Annotated in this window: 21 protein-coding genes; 9 read left to right on the plus strand and 12 right to left on the minus strand. The window is 70.5% G+C overall.

The genetic code is table 11. The features are described 5' to 3' along the window. Window positions 1-41 precede the first annotated feature (41 nt). The gene (locus ACZ3II_RS14510; RefSeq protein WP_465518118.1) at window positions 42-761 is read left to right on the plus strand and encodes an AAA family ATPase; all 720 of its coding nucleotides are present in this window, start codon (window positions 42-44) and stop codon (window positions 759-761) included. Here the strand turns inward: ACZ3II_RS14510 and ACZ3II_RS14515 are convergent. Next, window positions 749-1525 carry a TSUP family transporter gene (locus tag ACZ3II_RS14515; protein ID WP_465518119.1) on the minus strand — a complete coding sequence of 259 codons (777 nt, stop codon included), beginning with the start codon at window positions 1523-1525 and terminating at the stop codon, window positions 749-751. The genes ACZ3II_RS14510 and ACZ3II_RS14515 overlap by 13 nt on opposite strands. Before the next feature lie 124 nt (window positions 1526-1649). On the opposite strand from ACZ3II_RS14515, the gene ACZ3II_RS14520 reads away from it, so the two are divergent. Together ACZ3II_RS14520 and ACZ3II_RS14525 are read left to right on the plus strand one after the other, a co-directional pair. Next, complete coding sequence (locus ACZ3II_RS14520; RefSeq protein WP_465518120.1) at window positions 1650-2150, plus strand: SigE family RNA polymerase sigma factor; 501 nt, start codon at window positions 1650-1652, stop codon at window positions 2148-2150. Then, window positions 2147-3010, plus strand: a complete 864-nt coding sequence (locus tag ACZ3II_RS14525; RefSeq protein ID WP_465518121.1) for a hypothetical protein — start codon at window positions 2147-2149, stop codon at window positions 3008-3010. The genes ACZ3II_RS14520 and ACZ3II_RS14525 overlap by 4 nt, the downstream gene beginning before the upstream one ends. A 22-nt stretch (window positions 3011-3032) precedes the next feature. Here ACZ3II_RS14525 and ACZ3II_RS14530 read toward each other — a convergent pair whose 3' ends face one another. The 4 genes from ACZ3II_RS14530 to ACZ3II_RS14545 all read right to left on the minus strand — a co-directional run bounded on the left by ACZ3II_RS14530 (window position 3033) and on the right by ACZ3II_RS14545 (window position 8075). Continuing rightward, a complete protein-coding gene (locus ACZ3II_RS14530) occupies window positions 3033-4601 on the minus strand; it encodes a hypothetical protein (protein WP_465518122.1) in 1569 nt (522 codons plus the stop codon). Then, window positions 4577-5251, minus strand: coding sequence for a prepilin-type N-terminal cleavage/methylation domain-containing protein (locus ACZ3II_RS14535; RefSeq protein WP_465518123.1), 675 nt, complete (start codon window positions 5249-5251; stop codon window positions 4577-4579). Before ACZ3II_RS14535 ends, ACZ3II_RS14530 begins: the two co-directional genes overlap by 25 nt. Before the next feature lie 17 nt (window positions 5252-5268). Beyond that, window positions 5269-7002, minus strand: a complete 1734-nt coding sequence (locus ACZ3II_RS14540) for a putative Ig domain-containing protein (protein ID WP_465518124.1) — start codon at window positions 7000-7002, stop codon at window positions 5269-5271. Window positions 7003-7076: 74 nt separating this feature from the next. Then, window positions 7077-8075 carry a polyprenyl synthetase family protein gene (locus tag ACZ3II_RS14545; protein WP_465518125.1) on the minus strand — a complete coding sequence of 333 codons (999 nt, stop codon included), beginning with the start codon at window positions 8073-8075 and terminating at the stop codon, window positions 7077-7079. A 65-nt stretch (window positions 8076-8140) separates the two neighbouring features. Here ACZ3II_RS14545 and ACZ3II_RS14550 point away from each other — a divergent pair, with 65 nt between their 5' ends. From ACZ3II_RS14550 to ACZ3II_RS14560, 3 genes are all read left to right on the plus strand, one after another. Beyond that, window positions 8141-9307, plus strand: coding sequence for an acyl-CoA dehydrogenase family protein (locus ACZ3II_RS14550; RefSeq protein ID WP_465518126.1), 1167 nt, complete (start codon window positions 8141-8143; stop codon window positions 9305-9307). A gap of 217 nt (window positions 9308-9524) precedes the next feature. Further along, a complete protein-coding gene (locus ACZ3II_RS14555; RefSeq protein WP_465518127.1) occupies window positions 9525-10775 on the plus strand; it encodes a VWA domain-containing protein in 1251 nt (416 codons plus the stop codon). A gap of 1 nt (window position 10776) precedes the next feature. After that, window positions 10777-11553 (plus strand): peptidase, encoded by a 777-nt coding sequence (locus tag ACZ3II_RS14560; protein WP_465518128.1) that lies wholly within the window; start codon window positions 10777-10779, stop codon window positions 11551-11553. 102 nt (window positions 11554-11655) lie between these two features. Here the strand turns inward: ACZ3II_RS14560 and ACZ3II_RS14565 are convergent, their stop codons facing one another. Continuing rightward, window positions 11656-13041 (minus strand): Nramp family divalent metal transporter, encoded by a 1386-nt coding sequence (locus tag ACZ3II_RS14565; RefSeq protein WP_465518129.1) that lies wholly within the window; start codon window positions 13039-13041, stop codon window positions 11656-11658. Then, complete coding sequence (locus tag ACZ3II_RS14570; protein ID WP_465518130.1) at window positions 13035-13859, minus strand: shikimate dehydrogenase; 825 nt, start codon at window positions 13857-13859, stop codon at window positions 13035-13037. The genes ACZ3II_RS14565 and ACZ3II_RS14570 overlap by 7 nt, the downstream gene beginning before the upstream one ends. Before the next feature lie 89 nt (window positions 13860-13948). On the opposite strand from ACZ3II_RS14570, the gene ACZ3II_RS14575 reads away from it, so the two are divergent. Together ACZ3II_RS14575 and ACZ3II_RS14580 are read left to right on the plus strand one after the other, a co-directional pair. Continuing rightward, window positions 13949-14590, plus strand: a complete 642-nt coding sequence (locus ACZ3II_RS14575; protein ID WP_465518131.1) for a TetR/AcrR family transcriptional regulator — start codon at window positions 13949-13951, stop codon at window positions 14588-14590. A gap of 7 nt (window positions 14591-14597) precedes the next feature. Next, entirely contained in the window at window positions 14598-16406 is a 1809-nt protein-coding gene (locus ACZ3II_RS14580; protein ID WP_465518132.1) for a bifunctional sugar phosphate isomerase/epimerase/4-hydroxyphenylpyruvate dioxygenase family protein, read from the plus strand. A 333-nt stretch (window positions 16407-16739) separates the two neighbouring features. Here ACZ3II_RS14580 and ACZ3II_RS14585 read toward each other — a convergent pair whose 3' ends face one another. From ACZ3II_RS14585 to ACZ3II_RS14605, 5 genes are read right to left on the minus strand one after another with little or no spacing between them, the layout of a single operon-like run. Beyond that, the gene (locus ACZ3II_RS14585; protein WP_465518133.1) at window positions 16740-17822 is read right to left on the minus strand and encodes a VWA domain-containing protein; all 1083 of its coding nucleotides are present in this window, start codon (window positions 17820-17822) and stop codon (window positions 16740-16742) included. Continuing rightward, on the minus strand, window positions 17822-18784 hold the full coding sequence (locus ACZ3II_RS14590; RefSeq protein ID WP_465518134.1) for a VWA domain-containing protein: 963 nt from the start codon (window positions 18782-18784) through the stop codon (window positions 17822-17824). The genes ACZ3II_RS14585 and ACZ3II_RS14590 overlap by 1 nt, the downstream gene beginning before the upstream one ends. Beyond that, the gene (locus ACZ3II_RS14595) at window positions 18781-19656 is read right to left on the minus strand and encodes a DUF58 domain-containing protein (protein WP_465518135.1); all 876 of its coding nucleotides are present in this window, start codon (window positions 19654-19656) and stop codon (window positions 18781-18783) included. The genes ACZ3II_RS14590 and ACZ3II_RS14595 overlap by 4 nt, the downstream gene beginning before the upstream one ends. Next, window positions 19657-20649 carry an AAA family ATPase gene (locus tag ACZ3II_RS14600; protein WP_465518136.1) on the minus strand — a complete coding sequence of 331 codons (993 nt, stop codon included), beginning with the start codon at window positions 20647-20649 and terminating at the stop codon, window positions 19657-19659. Window positions 20650-20680: 31 nt separating this feature from the next. Continuing rightward, window positions 20681-21526 (minus strand): S1C family serine protease, encoded by an 846-nt coding sequence (locus tag ACZ3II_RS14605; RefSeq protein ID WP_465518137.1) that lies wholly within the window; start codon window positions 21524-21526, stop codon window positions 20681-20683. Between the two features lie 264 nt (window positions 21527-21790). Between ACZ3II_RS14605 and ACZ3II_RS14610 the strand changes: the two genes are divergently transcribed. Beyond that, window positions 21791-23668, plus strand: a complete 1878-nt coding sequence (locus ACZ3II_RS14610) for an acyl-CoA dehydrogenase family protein (RefSeq protein ID WP_465518138.1) — start codon at window positions 21791-21793, stop codon at window positions 23666-23668. The last annotated feature ends 20 nt before the right edge of the window (window positions 23669-23688 follow it).

Here is a 23688-nt window from a genome sequence, read left to right on the forward strand (position 1 = left end):
TTCCGGTTTCGTGCGATCGCGCTCCCGGTAACGTGGCCGTCGTGTTCATCAGGGCGATCCGGCTGGACGAGACACCGCATCAGGGCTATCCGTTCAGCCTGCCCGTCGTCCGGGCCCTCTCCGGCCACGGCGAGGTGCGCCTGCCCACCCCGGTCACGATGCTCGCCGGGGACAACGGCAGCGGCAAGTCGACACTGATCGAGGCGATCGCGGTCGCCGCCGGGTTCAACCCCGAGGGCGGCACCACCTCGTTCAACTTCGCCACCCGGGCCACCGAGTCGTCGCTCGGCGCGCACCTGACCCTGGTCCGCCACCCCGGCCGCAAGCCCCGCACCGGGTTCTTCCTGCGCGCCGAGTCGTACTACAACGTCGCCACCGAGATCGAGCGCCTCGACGTGACCGCCTCCTACGGCGGCGTCTCCCCGCACCAGCGCTCGCACGGCGAATCGTTCCTGGACCTGGCCGCGCATCGGTTCGGGCCGGCCGGGCTGTACCTGCTCGACGAGCCGGAGGCGGCGCTGTCCGTGCAGGGCTGCCTCGCCCTGCTGCTGCGGATCGCCGACCTGGTCGACGCCGGCAGCCAGTTCGTGATCGCGACCCACTCGCCGGTCCTGCTCGCCTGCCCCGGCGCCACCATCCTGGAGATCGGGCCCGGCGGGGCCGTCACCGAGGTCGCCTACGACCAGGCCGAGCCGGTCGCCATGACCCGGGCCTTCCTCGCCGACCCCGGCCGCTTCCTGCGGCACCTTCAGCGCAGGTAGGACACGGCCAGGGCGACGGCCAGCGCGCCGAGTAGGAACCGCAGCGCGGCCTCCGGGATCCTTCGCTGCAGGCGGGCGCCCAGGTAACCGCCGATCAGGCCGCCCAGGCCGCAGAGCAGGCCGAGGACCCAGTGCGGGGCGATCTCCCCGGCGCCGGTGGTGACCGCGATCAGGCCGTACGCGCCGGCGCCCGCGATCGACGTGACGAACGTCGAGGCCAGGGCGGCCGGGGCGACGGTGGCCATCGGGATGCCGTGACCGGCCAGGATCGGGCCGAGCAGGGAGCCGCCGCCGATGCCGTAGACGCCGCCGACCGTACCGGCCAGCAGGCCCAGCCCGGCGACCGCGCCGGACCGCAGCGGCGTCCGGATCCGGCGGGCCGGGCGGACCGCGCGCAGGCAGAGCCAGAGCCCGAGGGGCAGCAGGACGGCCGCCACCACGTACCGGAACATCCGTGGGCCGGGCAGCGCGAACACCCGCAGGAACGCGCCGAGCACCACACCGGGCAGGGTGCCGGCGATCAGCAGCCGGGTCAGCGCCCGGTCGAACCCGCGTGAGCGCAGGTACCGCAGCAGCGCGCCGGGGCCGGCGACCACGTTGTAGAGCAGGTTCGTCGGGGTGACCGCCGGGTTCGGCACGTGCAGCACGCTGAGCTGGACCGGCAGCAGGAAGACCGCCCCGGAGACGCCGACCGGCGCGGTCACGATCGAGATGAGCAGCCCGGCGGCGAACCCGGCCAGGCCGGTCTGCCAGCCGGTGTCCACCGGGCGAACCTACCGTCCCCGGCGTTCGGCTGATATTCGTGTCTCACCGGCCGAACTCCTCTTGCCGTACACCTGCCAAGATCTCTACCGTCGTCCGGTCCGAACAATGCCGCGGGGGGTGCCGATGCGTGACGAGGCGTTCCGCGCGTATTTCGAGCGGCATCATGCCTCGCTGTCGCGTCTGGCGTTCCTGATGACCGGCGAGACCGACGTGGCCGACGACCTGGCCGCCGACGCGCTGACCGAGGTGTGGCGGCACTGGGACCGGGTGAACGCGGCCGACGACCCGGTCGCCTACGGCCACGGCATCGTGATGAACCTGGCCCGCAACTGGGTACGCCGCCGCAGCCGGGAACGCCTGCTCTCGTTCGACGCGCTGCGCCGCGACCGGGACACCGACGTTCCGGCCGTCCTCGACGTGCGCGGGGCGCTGCGCCGGCTGCCGCATCGGCGGCGCGCCTGCGTCGTCCTGCGGTACGCCTTCGACCTGCCGGAACGTGAGGTCGCGACGATCCTGGGCATCTCCGTCGGCGCGGTGAAGAGCGCGACCTCCCGGGGCGCGAAACAGCTCGCCGACCTGTTGGGCGACCATGTCCGCATCGACGGCTGGGAGGCGGCACGATGAGGCTCTCCGACGAGCAACTGCGGGCCGCGTTGCGGGTCGAGGCCGAGGCGCACACCCCGGACCGCGAGGCCATGCTGGACCGGATCTCCATGGCCGCGATGCGGGAGAGCGGTTCCCGCCGGCCTGCCGCGATGCCCGGCCGGCGCGGGCCACGGGTGCGGATGGCCGCCGTCGTCGCCGCCGTCGTCGCGATCTTCGGCGGGGGCGGGGTCGGCACGTGGGCCCTGGCCGGCGCCGACGACCGGGACGAGGCCCAGCCGTCCCCCACGACCGCGGCGCCGACGGTGGCGCCCACGACGACCGCTCCCCGCCCCGCGGTGAGCAGCCCGTCGCCTGCCACCCCGGCGAGTCCCACCCCGGCGAGTCCCACCACCACCCGGCCGTCCCCGTCCCGCACCACCCCGGCCGGTGGCGAGCCGGCCACCACGGCCCCGTCCCCGGGGCTCACCAAGGGGCAGCCCGGGTTCACCCGCGAGTCGCAGGGGCCGCTCTGGTCGGACGGCTCGATCGACCCGGACAGCGGCGACACCCAGGGCGCGAGCGTGATCACCCTGAAGACGACCGAGGAACTCACCGCGCTGGAGGTGGTGATCCGGGTGGCCCGTACCGAAGGTCTCGTCTCCCGCGGCGGCACCAAGCAGACGCCCGGCGCCAGCGTCACCACCGCGGTCACCGAGGAGCCCGGCGCGCTGCTCTACCGCTTCACCCTCGCCTCAGCCGACACCCTGGCGCCGGGAACCTACACGTTCACGGCGAAATACACCTACCCGGCCGGCGGCCGCGGCGCGGGCGGCGACACCTACCAGGCCGTCGCCGCCACCGGGTCCGCTTCGCTGGACGTCTACGGCAACTTCTTCTGAGTGGTACGGGCCACGGCAGTGGTCAGTTCTCGATGATGTCGGTGATCGGGCTGGAGTTGCTGATGTTCGGCGGGGCGTTCCACTTCTGCAGCTCGGAGCTGCTGCACGTGGCGACCTTGACCTTGCTCGTCCCGTCCGCGTGCAGGTCCACGTTCTTGACGCCGGTCTTCAGGTCGGTCGGCTGCAGGCAGAAACCCGCGCTGTCCTCGATGCGGTAACTGGTGGTGTAGCTCTTCGTGGCGCGCCGCACGTTCCAGATCAGGTCGGAGGAGATGCCGGTCAGGGCGGTGACGTTCGTCTGCGGGCAGCCGGTCTTCGTCACCGTCACCCAGCTGCTGGAGGTGGCCACCAGCGGCGACTTCAGGCAGAACCGGGAACCACCCGTGATGACGTAGATGACGCCCTTCTTCTCGGTCGCCGGCTCCACCGGAACCGGGTGCAGCCAGGTCTGGTTCCAGTCGACGACACCGTTGGGGTCCTGTTTGCAGAACCACGCGATCATGTACGTCGAGGACGTGGACCGGCTGGTGACGTCCAGGCAGCGGCTGAACTGGGCGTAATTGACCAGCTGGTACGTCTCCTCGCCGGCCATGCCGGCGCCGACCCCGGCGTCGAACCGCCACACGTTCACGGCCGAGTTGCTGCTGCCGCAGGAGCCCAGCTGGACGGTGGAGTCGACCTTGTTCGCCGTGGTCAGGCTGATGCAGAAGTTCTCCACCTTCCGGTCGGCGCTCGTCGACTTGAGGAAGCTGCTGTTGTCGAGACTCCACTGGTAGAGCGGGTTGATGGTCCCGCTCGGACTCGGGCAGGGCTGGAAACCGACCTGCTTGCCCACGGCGTGATCCGTCGCCGCGAACACGCACATGCCGTTCGGGTAGGTGGCCGAGGTGGAATTGACCAGTTTGATGTAGAGCTCTTTGGTGTATTCGAACTGCTGCGTGCTGCCGCCGTTGCAGGTGCGCATCTTGAGCGGCGCGCCCGGCGCCGGGAAGTTCGTCACGGCATCCATGCAGAGGAAGCCGGTCGTGGAGGAGTCGATCCGGATCACACCACCGGTGCTCTGCAGGTTCCGGTTGTCGAGTTTGAAGGTGTACGTCGCGTCCAGGCTGCGGGAGAGGTACTCCTCCTTGGCGCTGCCCGGAGCGGCCATGTTGAGAGTGCCCACGCCCTTGGAGAACAGCTTCGCGGTCTTCGGGGCCTCTTTGATCGGGCACGGCATGTACGTGCCGTCCTCCTTGTAGTACTTGATCTCCACCTCGTACTGGAGTTTCTCCCCGCCCACCCCGGCGTCGCCCTTGATGAGGCAACCCGGCAGGTTCTCCAGAAGGCCGGTCTTCTCGTCGGCGGTGCCGTAGGAGGCCGCAGCGACCCGGGCCATCACGACGTCCAAACCGATCCGGGCCCCGGTGAGAGCAACGGTACGGTCCTTCACCACCCGGGAGCTCTGAACCTGGCGGACCACCACCGGCAGCAGGGCCACCGAGAGGGACAGCCCGATGACGACCGCCAGCAGCGCCATGGTCAGCGACCCACGGTCGTCGTCGGTTCCCCGCGGCTTCGTCATGGTCACGGCCTCGCTGCTTGGCTGCATCGCTTCTCCGTCTGCGGGCTGGCAATGGTGTCGCTGGTGATGTTCTGGGAGGTGAAGGTGAGGTCGACCGGCTGATCCAGGTCGCCGCTCGTCGCCTTGAAGCGGAGCTGGATCATCGAGTACTTGTTGCCCGGCACCGAGACCAGCCCGGGAGTGACCGTCGTGGTCGCGGGACCCGGCTGGTAGACGGTGAACGGCAGCGCGCTCTCGTCGAGGAAGACGTCCGTGGCGAGAGTGGCCGGTCTGCTCGGCGTCAGGTTCGGCAGCTCCCACGTCGCCAGCCGCAAGGCGTTCTCCTTGGTGTCGAACTGGAGCTGCCGGCAGCGTGACTGCGGATCGGTGATGTCCGTCGACAGCTTCTGCCGCGGCGGGACGGCGTACTCGATGTACCAGCGGGTGCCGTCCGCCCCCTTCCCGGGAGCGGAGACGTGGGTCGCGTACCGCAGCTCACGGTCGAGCCGTCCGAAACTGTTGTCCAGCTGGTCGGCGGCGACCGCCATCTGCTCGGTCCGCTTGACATCGGAGAACATCCGGATGAGCGAGGTCGTGACGACGGCCATCACCACGGACATGACCGCCATCGCCGCCACCACCTCGGTCAGCGAGAAACCCTCGTCGCCGGCCGGCCGGCGGCATGTCCACTGCCGCATGCGGGACTCCTCCCCGTTCAACTGACTGTCCAGACGAAGGCGAAGAGGGCGTTCGCCGTGACCGGGTTCGTGCTGGTCGCCGTCACGGTGACGAGGTACGTGCCGGGAACGATCGGTGTGCCGCTGAAGGCGCCCTTGCCCTTGTTCCACGTCACGCCCGGCGGCAGCGTCAGCTCGCTGACCACGTCGATCTTGGTGCCCTTCGCGCCGATCTCGTCGGCGTTGGTCGTGACCGTCAGGTCGACCTTCTGGTTCCGGGGCGTGGTCAGGTTGCCCGCCGGGGAGGTGATCCGCAGCCCGTCCGGCGAAATGACCTCCAGGACGAAGGTGCTGGTCACCGTGGCGCCCCGCCCGTCCTTCACGGTGACGACCGGCAGGTAGCGGCCCGGCGTGAGCACCGGCAGCCCCGAGATCACGCCCGAAGCGGGATCGATCGCGAGTTCCGACGGAAGACCGGTGGCGCTGTACGTGTACTTGCCGTCGCCGCCCGTGGCCGTCACGGGGATGGTGACCGTCGAGAGGACCGCCACCTTCTGGTCCGTGACCGTGGTGACGGCGAGCGGCTGGTAGACGGTGTGCGTGAAGGTCAGCGACGCCTTCATGTCGTTGACGTCGGCCACCGTGACGGTGGTGGTGTAGGTCTGGGTCGCGGTGCCGGTGATCGAGCCGTCGTCGTTCAGGGTCAGCCCGGCGGGCAGCGCCGGTACGGCGGCGAGCGTGAACGGCGCCACTCCACCGGTCAGCAGCTTCAGGTTCACCGCGGCGCCGATGTTGCTCACCGGCGCCGGGTTGAGGGTGAGGGTGGGCGGCTCGACCACCTTCCACGTCAACGTGGTGTCCTGGTCGGCCCGGGGGGACACCGAACCGGCGGGCGCCTCGTTCTCGACCACCCTGATGAAGGTGCCCGTGGTGGCGTAGGACCAGGTGCCGACCTTGGTCGGAGTTCCGGTGATGTTGCCGGTCAGCTCGTCGATCTTGAGACCGTCCGGCAGGTTGACCGCGGTCCAGTGGTTGGGCAGGTTGCCGCCGCGCACGTTCATCTTGACGTTGACGCTGCTGATGCCCCGGTAGAAGGTCTTCATGTACGGCGGCCAGATGTCCGGCCAGCCGCGCTTGGAGCTGAACGCGGCGTCGTCCGCCTTGCGGGAGATCAGCGTGGAGGCGACGTGACCGCAGATGTTCGCGGTGCAGCTCTTGTTCTGCCAGTCGATCAGCACGACCACCCGGAAGTACTGCAGGATCCAGAGATCGTCCGGCCGCTTCGGATTGCCGGCCTCCAGTGGCCGGACGCAGTTGTCGTCGTCGAGGTCCACGTACACCTCGCAGGGCCCGACGAAGACGGTCTGCCCGAAGGTGGTGCCGCTGACGCTCGACGTCTTCCGTGCGGTCGGCAGGGCCGCGTTCTCGCCGCCGCTCGCGCCGGCGATGCCCTCGGCATCCATGTTGTCGAAGTACGGCTTCAATTTGTCCTTGAAAGGACCGGCGGCGGCGTCCTGGAACTGTTTGTCGACCTTGGCCTGGCCACGGCCGTCGAGCAGCGCGGCCTCCTCGAGGGCGCGGATCTGCTCCAGCACGTTGCTCGCGAGCACCGCGGCGTTGCGCTGATCACGCTGCTGCGCGACGGTCAGCGAGCTGTTCACGAAGAACGCGCCCAGCCCGGCCATGGTGACGCTGAGCACGGTGAGCGCCACCAGCATCTCGATGAGGGTGAATCCCTCATCGCCATGACGGCCGACACGTTCGCTACGCATCTCACTCCCCGCTGCTTTCGGACGCAGACCTCTTCTAGGCCACCATCGGCAGCGAGGCGTGGGAGTGGAGAGTTTCAGCCGGTTCGGTCCGCGATGTATTCGCAGAGTTGCTCCAGCGCCCGGCGGGCCGCTCCGGCCGGCAGGGTGCGGGCGCTGCCCCGGGCCGCCGCGGCATACCCGTGCACGGTCTCCCGTGCCTGTTTCAGCGCCGCCGACTCGCGCAGCAGACCGAGCGCCTCGGCGTGTTCCGCATCGTCCGTGAGAGGGCCCTTCGCAAGGAGTTCCCGCAGGCGGGGATGGCCGGCCGCAGGATCGGACAACGCGTAGAGCACCGGCAGGGTCGGCACGCCCTCCCGCAGGTCGGTGCCGGGCGTCTTGCCGGACTGGGCGGTCTCGGAGGCGATGTCGAGCAGGTCGTCGGAGAGCTGGAAGGCGATGCCGATCGCGGTGCCGAACTCGGCGAGCGTCTCGACGTGCCGCGCCGGCAGGCCGGAGAAGAGGCCACCGAACCGGGCCGAGGTCGCGATCAGCGAGGCGGTCTTGTCCTCGACCGCGCGCAGGTGGTGACGGATCGGGTCGCCGCCCCGTGGGCCGACCGTCTCCGCCAGCTGGCCCCGCACCAGCTGAGCGAGGGTGCTCGCCTGCAACCGGACCGCCTCGTCACCGAGCCCGGCGGCCATCTGCGCTGCCCGGGCCAGCAGGAAGTCACCCACGTACACGGCGATCCGGTTGCTCCACCGCGAGTTCGCGCTGGCCGCGCCCCTGCGCAGTGGCGCCTCGTCCATCACGTCGTCGTGATAGAGGGTGGCCAGGTGGGTGAGCTCCATGAGCACCGCGGAGGTGAGCAGCTCGGGCCGGTCCGGGTCGCCGAGCTGGGCGCAGAGCGAGACGGTCAGCGGGCGGAACCGCTTCCCGCCGGCCCGCACCAGGTGCGCGGCGGCCTCGTCGATCAGCGGGTCGGGGCTCCGCACGGCGGCCCGCAGGTCGTTCTCCACCTCCGCCAGGAAGGCCGCGACCGCGTCGCGGACGCCGGGATCGACGAGGTCGCTCAGTCCAGGTATCGAGGCCGCCATGATCAAGAGGCTAGATCATGGGCGCTGGGAGAACGCTGACGAGCCCGTCGTTGCAGAATCAGGGCATGACCATCACCGATCCGCTCGATCTTCTCGATTTCGACAGCCTGCTCAGCGACGAGGAACGGCAGATCCGCGAGACGGTCGGCCGGTTCGTGGCCGAGCACGTCCGGCCGTACGTCGCGGACTGGTTCGAAGCAGGCACCTTCCCCCGCGAACTCGCCCCGGAACTCGGCAAGCTCGGCGTCCTCGGGATGCACCTGGACGGTTACGGCTGCGCCGGGACGAGCGCCGTCGCGTACGGCCTAGCCTGCCTGGAACTCGAAGCCGGCGACTCCGGCCTGCGCAGTTTCGTCTCGGTGCAGGGCTCGCTCGCGATGTTCTCGATCTGGAAGTACGGCTCCGAGGAGCAGAAACAGGAATGGCTGCCGCGGATGGCGGCCGGCGAGGCGCTCGGCTGCTTCGGCCTGACCGAGCCCGACTTCGGCAGCGACCCGGCGAACATGCGCACCCGGGCGGTCCGCGACGGCGGCGACTGGCTCCTCAACGGCTCCAAGATGTGGATCACCAACGGCAGCGTCGCCGACGTCGCGACCGTCTGGGCCCGCACCGACGAGGGCATCCGCGGCTTCCTGGTCCCGAAGGACACCCCCGGCTTCACCACCCGCACCATCAAGCGCAAGCTGTCCCTGCGCGCCTCGATCACCGGCGAGCTGTCCCTGGACGACGTCCGGCTGCCCGATTCCGCCCGGCTGCCGCTGGCGACCGGTCTCGGCGCGCCGCTGAGCTGCCTGAGCGAGGCCCGCTTCGGCATCGTCTTCGGCGCCACCGGGGCCGCCCTCGACGCGCTGCGCACCGCGATCGACTACGCGAACGCGCGGATCCAGTTCGGCAAGCCGATCGCCGCCTTCCAGCTCACCCAGGAGAAGCTGGCGAACATGGCGGTCGACCTGAACACCGCCGCCCTGCTCGCCCTGCACCTGGGCCGCCTCAAGGACGCCGGCACGATCAAGCCGCACCAGATCAGCGTCGGCAAGCTCAACAACGTACGCCGGGCCCTCGCCATCGCCCGCGAGTGCCGCACCATCCTCGGCGGCAGCGGCATCACCCTGGAGTACTCCCCGCTCCGCCACGCCAACAACCTGGAGTCGGTCCTCACCTACGAGGGCACCTCCGAGATCCACACCCTGGTCATCGGCCAGACCCTGACCGGCCACGCCGCCTACCGATAGGTCGAACCCTTTCCGGGTCCGCGGCGCGCCGCCCGCACCGGCCGGGACCGAAACGCGGGCTTTCGGCAGGCCGGTCGGATCCGGCTGGCGCACAGCCCGCCGGCCGCGATTCGGCCGGAACCACCGCGGACATCGCGGAGGACTGCCACGGGAGCGGCAGCGCGGTTGGGGGGTGCCGTTGACCCGTACGAATGAAGTGTCTTTATGATCTTGCCGCGTGGTCCATAGAAAACTGTCCTTAGTGGCAGCAATAGGATTGATCGCGGCCTCCGCCTTCATGGGAGCGGCCCCCGCGCACGCCGACGAGACCGAGACCGAGCCGCCCGTGGTGGAGCTGGTGCTCGACGTCAGTGGGTCGATGAAGGCCGCCGACATCGACGGCGAGACCCGGATGACGGTCGCCAAGCGGGCCTTCAACGACGTGGTCGACGCGCTGCCGGAGACGACGCAGCTGGGGATCCGGGTGCTCGGGGCGACGTACGGCGGCAAGAACAAGAAGCTCGGCTGCCAGGACACCCAGCAGATCGTGAAGGTCGGGCAGGTCAACCGGGTCGCGGCGAAGAACGCCATCGCCACCCTGAAACCGACCGGCTACACCCCGATCGGGCTGGCGCTGCGCTCGGCGGCGAAGGACCTGGAGGGGCAGGGAGCGGCCCGCCGGATCGTCCTGATCACCGACGGCGAGGACACCTGCACCCCGCCGGACCCCTGCGACGTGGCCCGGCAACTGGCCGCGCAGGGCACCGACCTGGTCGTCGACACGCTCGGCCTGGCGCCCGACGAGAAGACCCGCAAGCAGCTGGTCTGTGTGGCGCAGGCGACCGGTGGCACGTACGCCGCCGCGCAGAGCGAGGAGGAGCTGACCGACCGGATCAAGCAGCTCGTGGACCGGGCCGCGACGCCGGTGCCGGTCACCCCGGCCGTGGTCGCCGGCGCGAAGGACTGCGCGACCGCGCCGCTGCTGGACGCCGGTGTCTACACCGACCGGGAGCTGATCGGCGAGCACCGCTTCTACCGGGTGCCCCTGACCGCGGACCAGGAGGTCCGCGCGTCGGTCAGCATCGCCCTGGACCGGCCGCTCAACCGGGACTACGGGATCCTGCTGACGGCGACCACCGTGGACGGCCGTGAGCTGGTCCGCGGGGTGGACGCGGGCAGCGGGCGTTCCGACGTGCTCTCCGCCGGACTGCGCTGGTCGGCGACGGCGGAGGAGGCCGGCGAGGACGCGAAGCCGGGCGAGGTCTGCCTGGTGGTCAGCAACTCGTTCGCCTCGGCGACCGCGGCCGGGGCCCCCGGCATGCCGGTCGAGCTGAGCATCGACGTGGTCGCGGCCTCGCAGGCGCCGGACGCGCCCGGGCTGGGCCGCGGCTGGCTGCTGCTGTTCGTGCTCGCGATCGCCGGCCTGGTCGCCGGTGTGCTGGCCGGCTGGCTGACCCGCTGGTGGGTCGCCAAGTGGAGGGAGAACTGACATGAGGTCCTTCCTCGTCACCGCGGCGGCGGTCGCGTTGGTCGCGCTCGCCGCCCCGCCCGCGCTCGCCGACCCGTCGGACGGGCCCACCCCGATCAAGGGGGTGAACACCGTCGGCACCTCGTTCCTGACCGCGGTGCCGATCGCCCCCGGGCAGCCGGTCGAGGTCGCCGCCGTGACCGGCGACTACCTGTACTGGTCGTTCCCCGCCGAGGCCGGGCAGCGCCCGGAACTGGCGATCGCGGTGACCCTGCCGCCGGCCGCCGACCGTACCGGCTCCCAGGCGTGGACCGTCGAGGTCTTCGACGGGCTGCGGCGCCGGCAGGCGTGCGTGGCCGGTGAGCAGAGCCCGATCGCCGCCACCACGGCCACCGAGGTGAAGCTGGGCTGCCGGCTGCGCCAGATCCGGTCCTGGGCCGAGCCGTGGGACGGCGACCCGCTGCCGGGCACCTACTTCGTCAAGGTGTCCACCGAACTGCCGGAGAAGGACCTGGGCCTGCCGGTCGGCGTCACGCTGGATCTGACGGCCCCGACCGGGGACACCGGGGGCGACCAGGGCGAGCTGTCGGCGCCGCTGTTCCCGAACAACAAGCCGGGCAAGGTGCTGACCAGCGTCCCGACGACCACCCCGGTCGCGGAGGAGGACGGAACGTTCTCTCTGTCGATGGACTGGCTGCCGGACTTCTCGTCCCGCTGGATCTGGACGGCCGGCGGTGGCGTGCTCGCCGCGATCACCGGCCTGATCGGCTTCTCCTGGACCCGCAAGCGCCGGGCCTGAACCCCGCGTGTGTAGTTCGGGCGCGTATCGCGGCCGAACTACACACACCGGAAAGCGTGTGGATTTCGGCAGTCATACGCGGCCGAAATCCACACGCGGGGTTCAGAGTTTGTCGAGCTGGGTGACGACCATGGCGACGGCGAAGAAGCCGTAGAAGGCGATCGCCACGATCATGCCGCCGAGGCGCCAGCCCTTCATCCGTACCGGAGCCGGAAGATCTCTGGTGTTGAGGCGGACCAGCAGGATCGAGTAGAGCAGCGTCACCACCGAGGCCGCGCAGGTGGAGACGATCAGCAGGCCGAGCGGCTGGCTGAAACCGGCCAGCAGGATCGCCGAGCCGAGCACGATCTCCGCCCACACCACGATCAGGTAGAGGCGCGGCTCGGTCCAGCGGGTCGAACCCTCGAGGTAGTTGCGGCGCAGGAAGTCCGACGCGACCCGGCCGATGATGTCGAGCAGGCCCATCGCCGCCGCCCACAGCGACACCGCCGCGACGGCCAGGAACAGCAGCTTGAGCCAGGTGCCGACCTCGGCCTCGAAGATGCTCCCCTGGATCCGCAGGAACGACGGGTCGGACTTGAGGTCGTTGCGGCCGAACAGGGTCTCGTACGCGAGCAGGCTCATCACGCCGATCGTCACGAAACAGACCGCCACGAACGTGACCAGGTGCTCGGCGTTCGCCCGTTTCCACCACACCTTCCAGCGGCCCAGCGAGGTCTCGTCGAGCGGGAACGTGTACCGGTCGCCGCCTGCCGCCTCCTCCTGGCCGGTGATCGGCGAGATCAGGCGCGGCACGTGGGCGCCCATGCCGTACCGCTTGTCCCGGATCCAGTTGCTCAGCACCAGGTTGTGCACACCGCCGGCGCCGGCCGCGCCGATCGCGCTGAGCAGCATGGTGAACGTGATGCCGGCCGGGATCTGCCCGAACTCGGTGACCGTGGCCTTCGCGCCGTCGCCCCAGGTGGTCAGCGAGATGACGAAGACGACCACGACGGCGAGGAAGAACAGCGTCAGGGCGACCTTGACGGTCTCCACCCGCTCGACGGTCTTGTAGACCACCTTGGACAGCGACAGCAGCACGCCGACGATCACCAGGCTGGCCACGGTGATCCAGACCGGGTCGCCACCCCCGACGAGGTACGTGAAGACGGTGGAGCCGCTGGTCGCCCAGCCGGGCCAGACGTACTGGAACGCGCCGGCCAGGCAGATCAGGATGCCCCAGCCCTTCCACCAGCGGGAGAAGCCGCCGATCACGGTCTGCCCGGTGGCCAGGGTGTACCGCTCGATCTCCATGTTGATGACGAACTGCACGGCCAGCGTGGTGAACGCCAGCCAGAGCAGGCCGAGACCGCCGATCGCGGTCAGGTACGGCCAGAGGATGATCTCGCCGGCCGCCATGCCGATCCCGACGGCGATGATGCCGGGGCCGATCATTCTGCGCAGCGACAAGGGTTCGGGGAGTTCACGGGTGGTGGTGTCGGTCAACATTGCCGCTCCAGGAGGTGGGAGAGGTGAAGCAACATCCGCGCGATATCGGGGGTACGCCCGGTGAACAGCTCGAACGCGGCGGCGGCCTGGTAGGCGCACATCGCCGTGCCGCCGACCGCCTGCAGGCCGGCGGCACGGGCGGCGCGGAGCAGCTCCGTCTCGACCGGCATGTAGACGATGTCGAAGACCCACAGGCCGCGGTGCAGCGCCAGGGCGGGCAGCGGCATCCCCGGGTGGTGATGCATGCCGATCGGGCTGGCGTTGACCAGGCCGTCGGCGTCGGCGAGCAGGTCCGGCCCGGCTTCCCGCACGTGTTCGGCGCCGAGACGATCGGCCAGGTCGGCGCCGCGGCCGGGGTCCGGGTCCACGATGGTCAGCCGGTCCACGCCCAGGCCGCGCAGCGCGTGACCGCAGGCGGCCCCCGCGCCCCCGGCGCCCAGTTGCACCACGTGGCCGGTGGCCGCGCCGGACAGCTGCCCACGGAAGGACTCGGCGAACCCGTACGCGTCGGTGTTGTGGCCCTGCCGCCGCCCGTCCCGGAACACCACGGTGTTGACCGCTCCGATGTCCCGGGCCTGCGGTGACAGGTCGTCGAGGTGCTTGATGACCTGCTGTTTGAACGGGTGGGTGATGTTGAGCCCGGCGAAGCCGGCGCGTTCGGCGTCGTCGAGATGCCGTTCGAGGTCCGCGGGGTGCTCGGCGTCGAACAGCTCGTAGGTGAGCCCGAGGTGGTGGTGGCGCCCCTCGGCCTCGTGCAGCGCCGGTGACAGCGACGTGCCGATCCCGGTCCCGATCAACCCGCATCGGCAGGACGCCATATCGATCTCCACTTCTTATGTACGAACTGGTACGTTAGTTATCGGGTGTGACGGCCGACACTGTCAAGGCCCACGGCAGACTTGGTGCCATGACGCAGGAGAAGGCCGTGGCGGAACGGCGGCGCGACGCCGAACGCACCCGAACCGAACTCCTCGACGTGGCCACCGAGGAGTTCGCCGAACGCGGCTACAGCGGTGCCCGGGTCGACGAGATCGCCGCCCGCACGCGCACCACGAAACGGATGATCTACTACTACTTCGGCGGGAAGGAGCAGCTCTACCTGGCCGTTCTGGAGCGGGCGTACGCGGAGATCCGGGCCGCCGAACGGACCGCCGACGTCGACCACCTCGACCCGGTGGCCGCGGTCCGCCGGCTCGCCGAGGTCACCTTCGACCACCACGAGGCGCATCCCGCGTTCATCAAGCTGGTCGGGGTCGAGAACGCGCAGCACGCCAAACACATGAACCATGTCGCCCGGCTCGTCGACCTGAACAGCTCGGCGGTGGACCTGCTCGCCGGCGTCCTCACCCGGGGCGTCGAGGACGGCCTCTTCCGGGACGACGTGGACGCGCTCGACGTACACATGATGATCAGTTCGTTCTGTTTCTTCCGCGTCGCGAACCGGCACACCTGGGGCGCGCTGTTCGACCGGGATCTGCTCGCCCCGGACCACCGCGAGCACTACCGCACCATGCTCGGCGACCTGGTGACAGGATATTTACGGAAATGAGGTAGCAATGCGGCGGTCGATCGCCACGGTGTGCATGTCCGGGACCCTCGACGACAAGCTGACGGCCGCGGCCGCCGCCGGGTTCGACGGCATCGAGATCTTCGAGAACGATCTCGTGGTGTCTCCGCTCGCACCGTCCGAGATCCGGAAACGGTGTGCCGACCTGGGCCTCAGCATCGACCTCTACCAGCCGTTCCGTGACTTCGAGGCGGTCCCCGCCGACCTTGTCACGAAAAATCTGGACAGAGCGGACCGGAAGTTCGCGGTGATGGCCGACCTCGGCGTCGACACCGTCCTCGTCTGCTCTTCGGTCTCCCTCGACGCGATCGACGATGACGATCTCGCCGCCTCACAGTTGGCGCTCCTGGCCGGGCGCGCCCAGGACCACGGCATGCGGATCGCCTACGAAGCTCTGGCCTGGGGTCGTCACGTCTCCACATGGGACCGCTCATGGCGGATCGTGCAACGCGCCGACCATCCCGCGCTGGGGCTGTGCCTCGACTCGTTCCACGTACTGTCCCGCGAAGTAAGCCCCGCCGGGATCGCCGACATCACCCCCGGCAAGATCTTCTTCCTGCAGCTGGCGGACGCCCCGCACCTGAGCATGGACGTGCTGCAGTGGAGCCGCCACCACCGGCTCTTCCCCGGTCAGGGCGCTTTCGACCTGCCTGCTTTCGTACGCCTGGTGCTCGCCGCCGGCTACGACGGCCCACTGTCGCTGGAGGTCTTCAACGACGTGTTCCGGCAGTCCGACCCGGCCCGCACCGCCGTCGACGCGATGCGCTCCCTGATCGCCCTCGAGGATCAGATCTCGCCGCACCTGCCGCCGGCCCCCGCGCTGGCCGGGCACGCCTTCACCGAGTTCGACGTCGACGGCCGATCCGGCCCCGAACTCCGGTCCGCGCTGCGCGGCCTCGGTTTCGCGCACACCGGCCAGCACCGCACCAAACCCGTCGAACTCTGGGAACAGAACTCCTGCCGCATCGTCCTGAACAGCGCCGTCACCCGGCCCGGCCCCGCCGCGATCAGCGCCTTCGCCGTCACCTCCGAGGATCCGGCCCGCTCACTGAACCGCGCCGCGGCGCTGCTGGCCCCCGCCCACCCGAACGTCCGCGAGCCGGGCGAGGCCGAACTCGCCGCGATCACCGCCCCCGACGGCACCAGCGTCTTCGTCACCCCACCCGGCGACGACTGGCGGTCCGACTTCCTGCCCACCGGGGCCGGCGCCGCGCCCGCCGGCCTGCTCACCGTCGACCATCTGGGCCTGGCGCAGCCGTTCGACCACTTCGACGAGGCCGGGCTGTTCTACCACTCGGTGCTGGGCCTGGACCATCTCGCCACCGAGGAGTACGCCGCCCCGTTCGGCCTGATGCGCTCCCGCGCCGTCGCCGACCCGACCCGCGCGGTCCAGGTCGCCCTCACCGTCGCCCTGCTGCGCCGCGGCGAGTGGGCGCCGGCGGTCGCCGACCCGCAGCACGTCGCGTTCACCACCGACGACATCGTCGCCACCGCCGCGGCCCTGACCTGCCCGACCCTGCCGGTCCCGGACAACTACTACGACGACCTGGCGGCCCGGTTCGCCCTCCCGGACGACGTCCTGGCCACGCTGCGCCGCCACGGCATCCTCTACGACCGCGACCCGTCCGGCGGCGAACTGCTGCACCTCTACACCCCCGTCTTCGGCGGCCGCGTCTTCTTCGAGATCGTCGAACGCCGCCACGGCTACGCCCGCTTCGGCGAACCCAACGCCCCGGTCCGGATGGCCGCCCAACGTCACCGCCGCCTTACTTCAAACCCTTCTCCCGGTACGCCGTAGCAGTCCCGAAGGTTCGGCCCGCCGGCGCAGGCTACGCAAAACAGGCCTGAACGACGGCTCACGAACCGCCACAACCGCCAGCCGTCACCCACACCGGCTTCCGAAGACCCGAAACCGGCCTGAACGACGGCTCACGAACCGCCACAACCGCCAGCCGTCACCCACACCGGCTTCCGAAGACGCAAAACAGGTCTGAGCGACGGCTGGGGTGACCGGGACCACCGCATTCGGCCCGCAGGCCGCGAGTCGGCCGTGACCCGTCGCCTGCCTCGCGGGGAGGCTGACGGGACGGTCGAGTTCGGCGGGGCGGCGCACGGCGTACCGAATAAGGGTTTACGGTGAGCGACGCGGCGCGGGGCCGCGGTTCCACCAGAGGGAGAGGGTGACGCCCGCGGTCACCAGCAGCGTGCCGAGCAGCAGGAACCAGACGCTGATCTCGACGTTCTGCCTGGTCAGGCCGAACTCGCGGGGCAGGTCGCCGAGGACGTCGGTGAGCTGTTCGGCGTCCTGGGCCTTGAAGTAGCGGCCGCCGGTCAGGTCGGCGACCTCGGTCAGCGCCTCCTCGTCGATCTCCCGGTTGCCGCCGCCGCGTCCGCCGCCACCGAAGCCGTTGCCGCCGAAGCCGCCGCCGGTGAAGGCGGAGTCGCCGCTGACCTGGTCGGCGGTGCAGACCATCTGCTGCGGGTCGGTGGTGCCGAACCCGATCGTGTAGACGCGCAGGCGGCGGGCGGCGGCCTGTTCGGCGGCGGTGACCGGGTCGACGCCGGTGGTGTTGGAGCCGTCGGTGAGCACCACGATGGTGTCCGGCTCGTAGTCGACCGGTGTGCCGTCCGGGGTGGCGCCGCTGAGTTCCACGCCGGTCGCGGCCACCTCCGGGTTGATCTCGGCGATGGCGTCGATCGAGGTGAGGATGGCCTGGCCGATCGCGGTGCCGCGGGCCGTCTTCAGGTTGTCGATGGCTTCCAGCAGCGGCTGCTTGTCGGCGGTCGGCGGGACCAGCAGCCCGGCGATCCCGGAGAACGCGACCAGCCCGATCCGGGTGTCGCCCTCCTGGGACTCGACGAACTCGCGGGCGGCGTCGACGGCGACGGCGAGCCGGTTCGGGGCGATGTCGGTGTTGCACATCGAGCCGGACACGTCGATGGCCAGCAGGATCGTGGTGTCGTTGGACGGCACCGCGACCGACGCCTGCGGCCGGGCCACCCCGGCGGCGAGCGCGACCAGGCCGGCCAGGAACAGGTAGACCGGGACGCGGCGGCGCCACGCGGTCCGGCCGGGCAGCGCGGCCCGGATCAGCGCGATGCTCGACACCGTGACCGCGCTCCGCTTGCGGCGCCGGTTCAGCCACCAGCGGACCACGAGCAGCAGGGGTACGGCCAGCAGCGCGAGCAGCGCCCACGGCCAGCTCAGCGACATCAGACGATCCTTCCGTTCCAGCGGGTGCCCAGCAGCCCGCCGAGCGTCAGGAGCAGCAGGGCCACGGCCGCGAACGGCGCGGTCAGCTCGATCGGCTTCTTCTCGGTGGTGAGCCGGAGGTCGATGGCGCCGGTGCTGGCGGCGAGCGAGGCGGCGTCCCCGGCCTGCCGGTACGCCCCGCCGGTCACCTGCGCCACCGTGGTCAGCAGCGTCTCGTCGAGGGCGGTGCCGAGCTGGAACCCGTCGACCTCGACGGTGGCGCCCTGGGCGGTGCCGACGCCGACGGTCTGGATCCGTACCCCGGCGGCGGCCGCGAGTTCAGCGGCGGCCTGCACGTCCGGCCCGCCGGTCTCCTCGCCGTCGGAGAAGACCACGATCGTCGCGGACGGCCAGTACCCCAGGTCCGGGCCGGCCGGGGCCGCGCCCTCCTCCGGGAGGCTGACCGGTTTGCCGGTGATGGTGCCGAGCGCGACCAGGATGGCCTGGCCGAGCGAGGTGCCGCCGCTGGGCGCGACCCGCCCGATCGCGGCGATCGCGGCGGCGTGGTCGTCGGTCGGCGCCTGGGTCAGCAGCGCCGTGTCGCCGAAGACGAGCACGCCGACGTCGACGGTGTCCGGCTGGTCCTCGACGAACGTCGTGGCGGCCGCCTGCGCGGCGGCGAGCCGGCTCGGGGCGACATCGGTGGCGGACATGCTGTTGGAGATGTCGAAGGCGAGCAGGACGGTGCCGGCGACCCGGGGGACGGCGACCTCGGCCTGCGGGCGGGCCAGCCCGATCAGCATGACCGGGAGGGCGGCGAGCAGGAGCGCGTACGGCAGGTGGCGCCGGAAGCCTTTCGGCGGCCCGAAACCGGCCGCCCGGAACGCGGCGGTACGGCGTTTCTGCAGGGTGGTGTAGCCGTAGACGGCAGCCGCGGTGAGGACGGCGGCGACCGCGATCATCGCCGGGTACAGGAAGGTCACCGGCGTCTCCGTCCGGATCGGCGGACCATGTCGACCAGGGTGGTGAGCATGTCCTGGTCGGTGGTGATCCGGTGGGCGTCGACCCCGGCCTTGCGCATGCCGTCGGCGAGTTCGGCCTCGCGGGCGCCGACCTGTTCGGTGAGCCTGGCCCGCAGCAGCGGGTCGCTGGTGTCGACGAGCAGCTGTTCCCCGGTCTCGGCGTCCTCGACGAGGATCAGGCCGAGGTCGGGCAGGTCCATCTCGGCCGGGTCGACGACGCGGATGACGACGACCTCGTGGCGGTGGTTGAGCTGGGCGAGAGGGCGGTCCCAGCCGGGGTCGCCGATGAAGTCGCTCATCACGAAGACAAGGCTGCGGCGTTTCGACGTGGTGGTCGCGGCCAGCCGTAGCATCGCCGCCAAATCCGTAGTTTTGTCCGATTTTTTCGGTATAAGGGTGGTGGTGAGATCGCGCGCGATCCGCAGCACCTGATCCCGCCCGGCCCGCGGGGGGACCACCCGGTGCGACTGATTGTCGAAGAGAAGAGCCCCGACGCGGTTACCGCCTTGGGAGATCAACCGGGCGATACTGATCGCCAACTCGGCCGCCGACGACGACTTCCCCGCCCGCATCGACGCCGACCGGTCCACGACCAGCCAGGCGGTCATCTCCCGGTCCTCGGTGTACTGCCGGACGAACGGCTCGTCCAGGCGCGCCGTCACGTTCCAGTCGATGTGCCGTACGTCGTCCTCCGGCGTGTAGGAGCGCAGGTCGGTGAAGTCCAGCCCGGCGCCGTGCCACACCGTCCGGTAGGACCCCTGCAGGCGCCCGTCGAGGCGGCGCCCGAGCTTCCACTCGAGGCGCCGCAGCAACCGGTCGGGGGTGCCGGTCATCTACCGGCCCCGGCCCGCGGGTTCCGGGAACGTGATGTTCGCCAGGATCTTGGCGATGATCAGGTCGGCGGTGACCTCGTCGGAGAGTGCCTCGTACGACAGGACGAGGCGGTGCCGGAGCACGTCCAGGGCCAGGTCGCTGAGGTCCTCGGGCACCACGTACTCCCGGCCGCGGATGTAGGCGAGCGCCCGGGCCGCCAGGACCAGGCTGATCGAGGATCGCGGGCTGGCGCCGAACGTGACGTACCGCGCGAGGTCGGTGAGGCCGACCCGGGCCGGGTCGCGGGTGGCGTGCGCCAGGTTGACCGCGAACTCGATCAGTGACGGGTCCACATAGACCCGGTCGACCTCGTCCTGCAGCCCGGCCAGCACCACCGGGTCGATGATCTTCTGAATCGTGGCGGCCCGGCCGAGCGCCCGTTCGACGACGACGAACTCCTCGGTGACGCTCGGGTAGCCGACGACGACCTTCATCATGAACCGGTCGACCTGGGCCTCGGGCAGTGGATAGACGCCCTCGTTCTCGATCGGGTTCTGGGTGGCCATGACCAGGAACGGGTTCGGCAGCGGATGGGTCTCGCGGCCGATGGTGACCTGCCGTTCCTGCATGGTCTCCAGCAGCGCGCTCTGCACCTTGGCCGGCGCCCGGTTGATCTCGTCGGCCAGCAGCAGGTTGGTGAAGACCGGGCCGAGCTGCACCTGGAACTCACCGCTGCGCTGGTGGTAGATCCGGGTGCCGACGATGTCGGCGGGCACCAGGTCCGGGGTGAACTGGACCCGGTGGAAGTCGCCGCCGATCGCCTCGGCGAGGGATTTCACGGCGAGGGTCTTGGCCAGGCCGGGCACGCCCTCGACCAGGATGTGCCCGCGGGCCAGCAGCGCCACGATCAGCCGCTCCAGGAGGTTGTCCTGGCCGACGATGGTCTTCTTGACCTCGTAGAGCACCTTCTCGATCGGGCCGGCGGAGGCGGGCGGGGCGTCGGTCCAGCTCATGTATCCGTCCTTGCTCTTGGTCGCACGGGAATCAGAGGGGCGGTGCCTGGCCGTCACCCTCGCCACCGCCGAGGGCGGAGCCGATCGGGACGGCGAAACCGATGCCGATGAAGGTGCCGGCGCCGCTGGGGTTGGCGAGCGCGATGACGATGCCGATCACCTGCCCGCGGTCGTTGATCAGCGGGCCGCCGGAGTTGCCCGGGTTGACCGCCGCGTCGAACTGGATGAGCCCCTCGATGTCCGGTTTGCCGGTCTCGCCGTCGATCCGGCGCTGCAGCCCGGAGACGACGCCGCTGGTGGTGCTGAAGGTGAGGCCGAGCGGGTTGCCGATCGCCACCACGTCGTCGCCGATCGCGCCGCCGCCGCCGAGCACGGCCGGAACCAGGGTCTCCGGCAGTTTCTGCGGGGTCAGGGTGGCGATGTCCTGGGCCGGGTTGCGGCTGGTGACCACGGCGGCGGCCGTGGTGCCGTCGGCGTAGGTCAGATTCACCGCCTCGGCGCCGTCGACGACGTGCAGTGCGGTGAGGACGGTGCCGTCGGCGTTGGCGATCACGCCGGTCCCGGTGCCGGCCTCGGCCTTGTCCGCGGAGTCGTGCCCGGTGGTCCGGATCAGCACCACCGACGGGGCGAGCGCCTGGTAGATCTCCGCCACGGTGAGCGGGGCCGGGGAGGCCGAGGGCGAGGCCTGCGGGGCGGCCACGGGTGCGGCGGGATCCGCGCCGCCGCGGACGGCCACCAGCGCGGTGATCGCCACGGCCCACACCACGACGGCGCCGATGAGCACCTTGCGGCGCAGGCCGGCCGTGTTCCACCGGGTCTTCGGCTCCTCCGGAACGGGCTCCGGAGCGTCCGGCCCGTCCGGGCGGAGCACCGTCATCACGGCACGACCGCCACACTCAGCATTCATCGACCCTAGAAGCCATTCCTAGGAATTCGCCATGAGACTTCTGATGATTTCCGGAACGCTATTTCCGCCCATTCGGCGCAAAGCCCGCTAAAAGCCTGGATTCGGCGGATAGCCGGTGGCCGTGTTCTTAGCGTGTTCTTAGAACGATCATCTTTACCAACGCCGTAGTCCTCGTCGACACGGCCTACCGCCTGGTAACCGGAGTGCGTAGCGTGGCGCAGAAGGAGGGTGCGTATGAGCACGAACGTCTCGGAGAAACAGGCACGGCAGACCGCTGAAGCCGCTCGCGAGTCCGAGTGGCGCCAACCCAGCTTCGGCAAGGAACTGTTCCTCGGCCGGTTCCGGCTCGACCTGATCCATCCGCGGCCACCGGCCGGCCCACGCCCGGAATTCCTCGATCGTCTGGAGGCGTACCTGCGCTCCGACGTGGACGGCGCCCGCATCGAACGCGAGGCCCGCATCCCGGACGAGGTCTTCCAGGGGCTCGCCGCGCTCGGCGCCTTCGGCATGAAGATCGATACCGAGTACGGCGGTCTCGGCCTGTCGAACCTGCACTACTGCCAGGCGCTGACCATGACCGGCTCGGTGAACGCGTCGCTCGGCGCGCTGCTGTCGGCACACCAGTCGATCGGGGTGCCGCAGCCGCTCAAGATGTTCGGCACGCCCGCGCAGAAGGAGGCGTTCCTGCCCCGGCTCGCCGCCGGCGAGGTGTCCGCGTTCCTGCTCACCGAACCGGACGTCGGCTCCGACCCGGCCCGCCTGGGCACCGTCGCCGAGCCGGTGGACGGCGGCTACCGGCTCAACGGGGTGAAGCTGTGGGCCACCAACGGCACCGTCGCAACCCTGCTGGTGGTGATGGCGCGGGTCCCGGACAAGGGCATCACCGCGTTCGTGGTCGAGGGCGACTCCCCCGGCATCACGGTGGAGCGGCGCAACGCCTTCGTCGGCCTGCGCGGCCTGGAGAACAGCCTGACCCGGTTCCACGACGTGTTCGTGCCCGAGGCCAACGTGATCGGCGGCCTCGGCAAGGGCCTGCGGATCGCGCTGACCACGCTGAACACCGGCCGGCTGTCACTGCCGGCGATGTGTGTCGGCGCGGGCAAGCGGTCCCTGGCGATCGCCCGCGAGTGGTCGGCCCGGCGGGTGCAGTGGGGGCGGCCGGTCGGCGAGCACGAGGCGGTGGCCAAGAAGATCGCGTTCATCGCCGCGTCGACGTACGCGATGGAGTCCATGCTGGATCTCTGCTGCCTGATCGCGGACGACCACCGCAACGACATCCGGATCGAGGCCGCGCTGGTCAAGCTGTTCGCCAGCGAGATCGCCTGGCTGGTCGCCGACGAACTGGTGCAGATCCGCGGCGGACGCGGCTACGAGACGGCCGACTCCCTGGCGGCCCGCGGCGAGCGCCCGTCGGAGGCCGAGCAGATCCTGCGTGACCTGCGGATCAACCGGATCTTCGAGGGTTCGACCGAGATCATGCACCTGCTGATCGCCCGGGAGGCGGTCGACGCGCACCTGTCCGTCGCGGGCGACATCATCGATCCGGAGGCCGGGTTGGGCCGCAAGGCCCGTGCGGGGGCACGGGCGGGCGCGTTCTACGCACGGTGGCTGCCCACGCTTGCGGTCGGTGCGGGTCAAAACCCTGCGGGGTACGGGGACTTCGGCCCCCTGGCAGCCCATCTGCGGTACGTGGAACGCGCGTCCCGCAAGCTCGCCCGGTCCACGTTTTACGCGATGTCCCGCTGGCAGGGACGGCTGGAGCGCCGGCAGGTGTTCCTGGGCCGGATCGTGGACATCGGGGCGGAACTGTTCGCCATGACGTCGGTGTGCGTGCGCGCCCACGCCGAAGCCGGCGAGCACCCGGAGGGCCGGGAACTGGCCGACCTGTTCTGCCGGCAGGCCCGGATCCGGGCCGACGCGCTCTTCGCCGGCCTGTGGGACAACACCGACAGCCTGGACGTGGAGGCGGCACGGCGGGTCCTCGGCGGCCGGTACGCGTTCCTGGAGGACGGTGTGATCGCCCCGCCCGCGGACACCCCGTGGGTGGCCGCCTGGCAGGCCGGCCCGAGCGCGACGGAGGACGTCCGCCGCCGCATCCCGCCGATCAAATAGAGAAGAGCTGCCGGGGTACG

The organism is Actinoplanes sp. NPDC019969, from assembly GCF_055562375.1.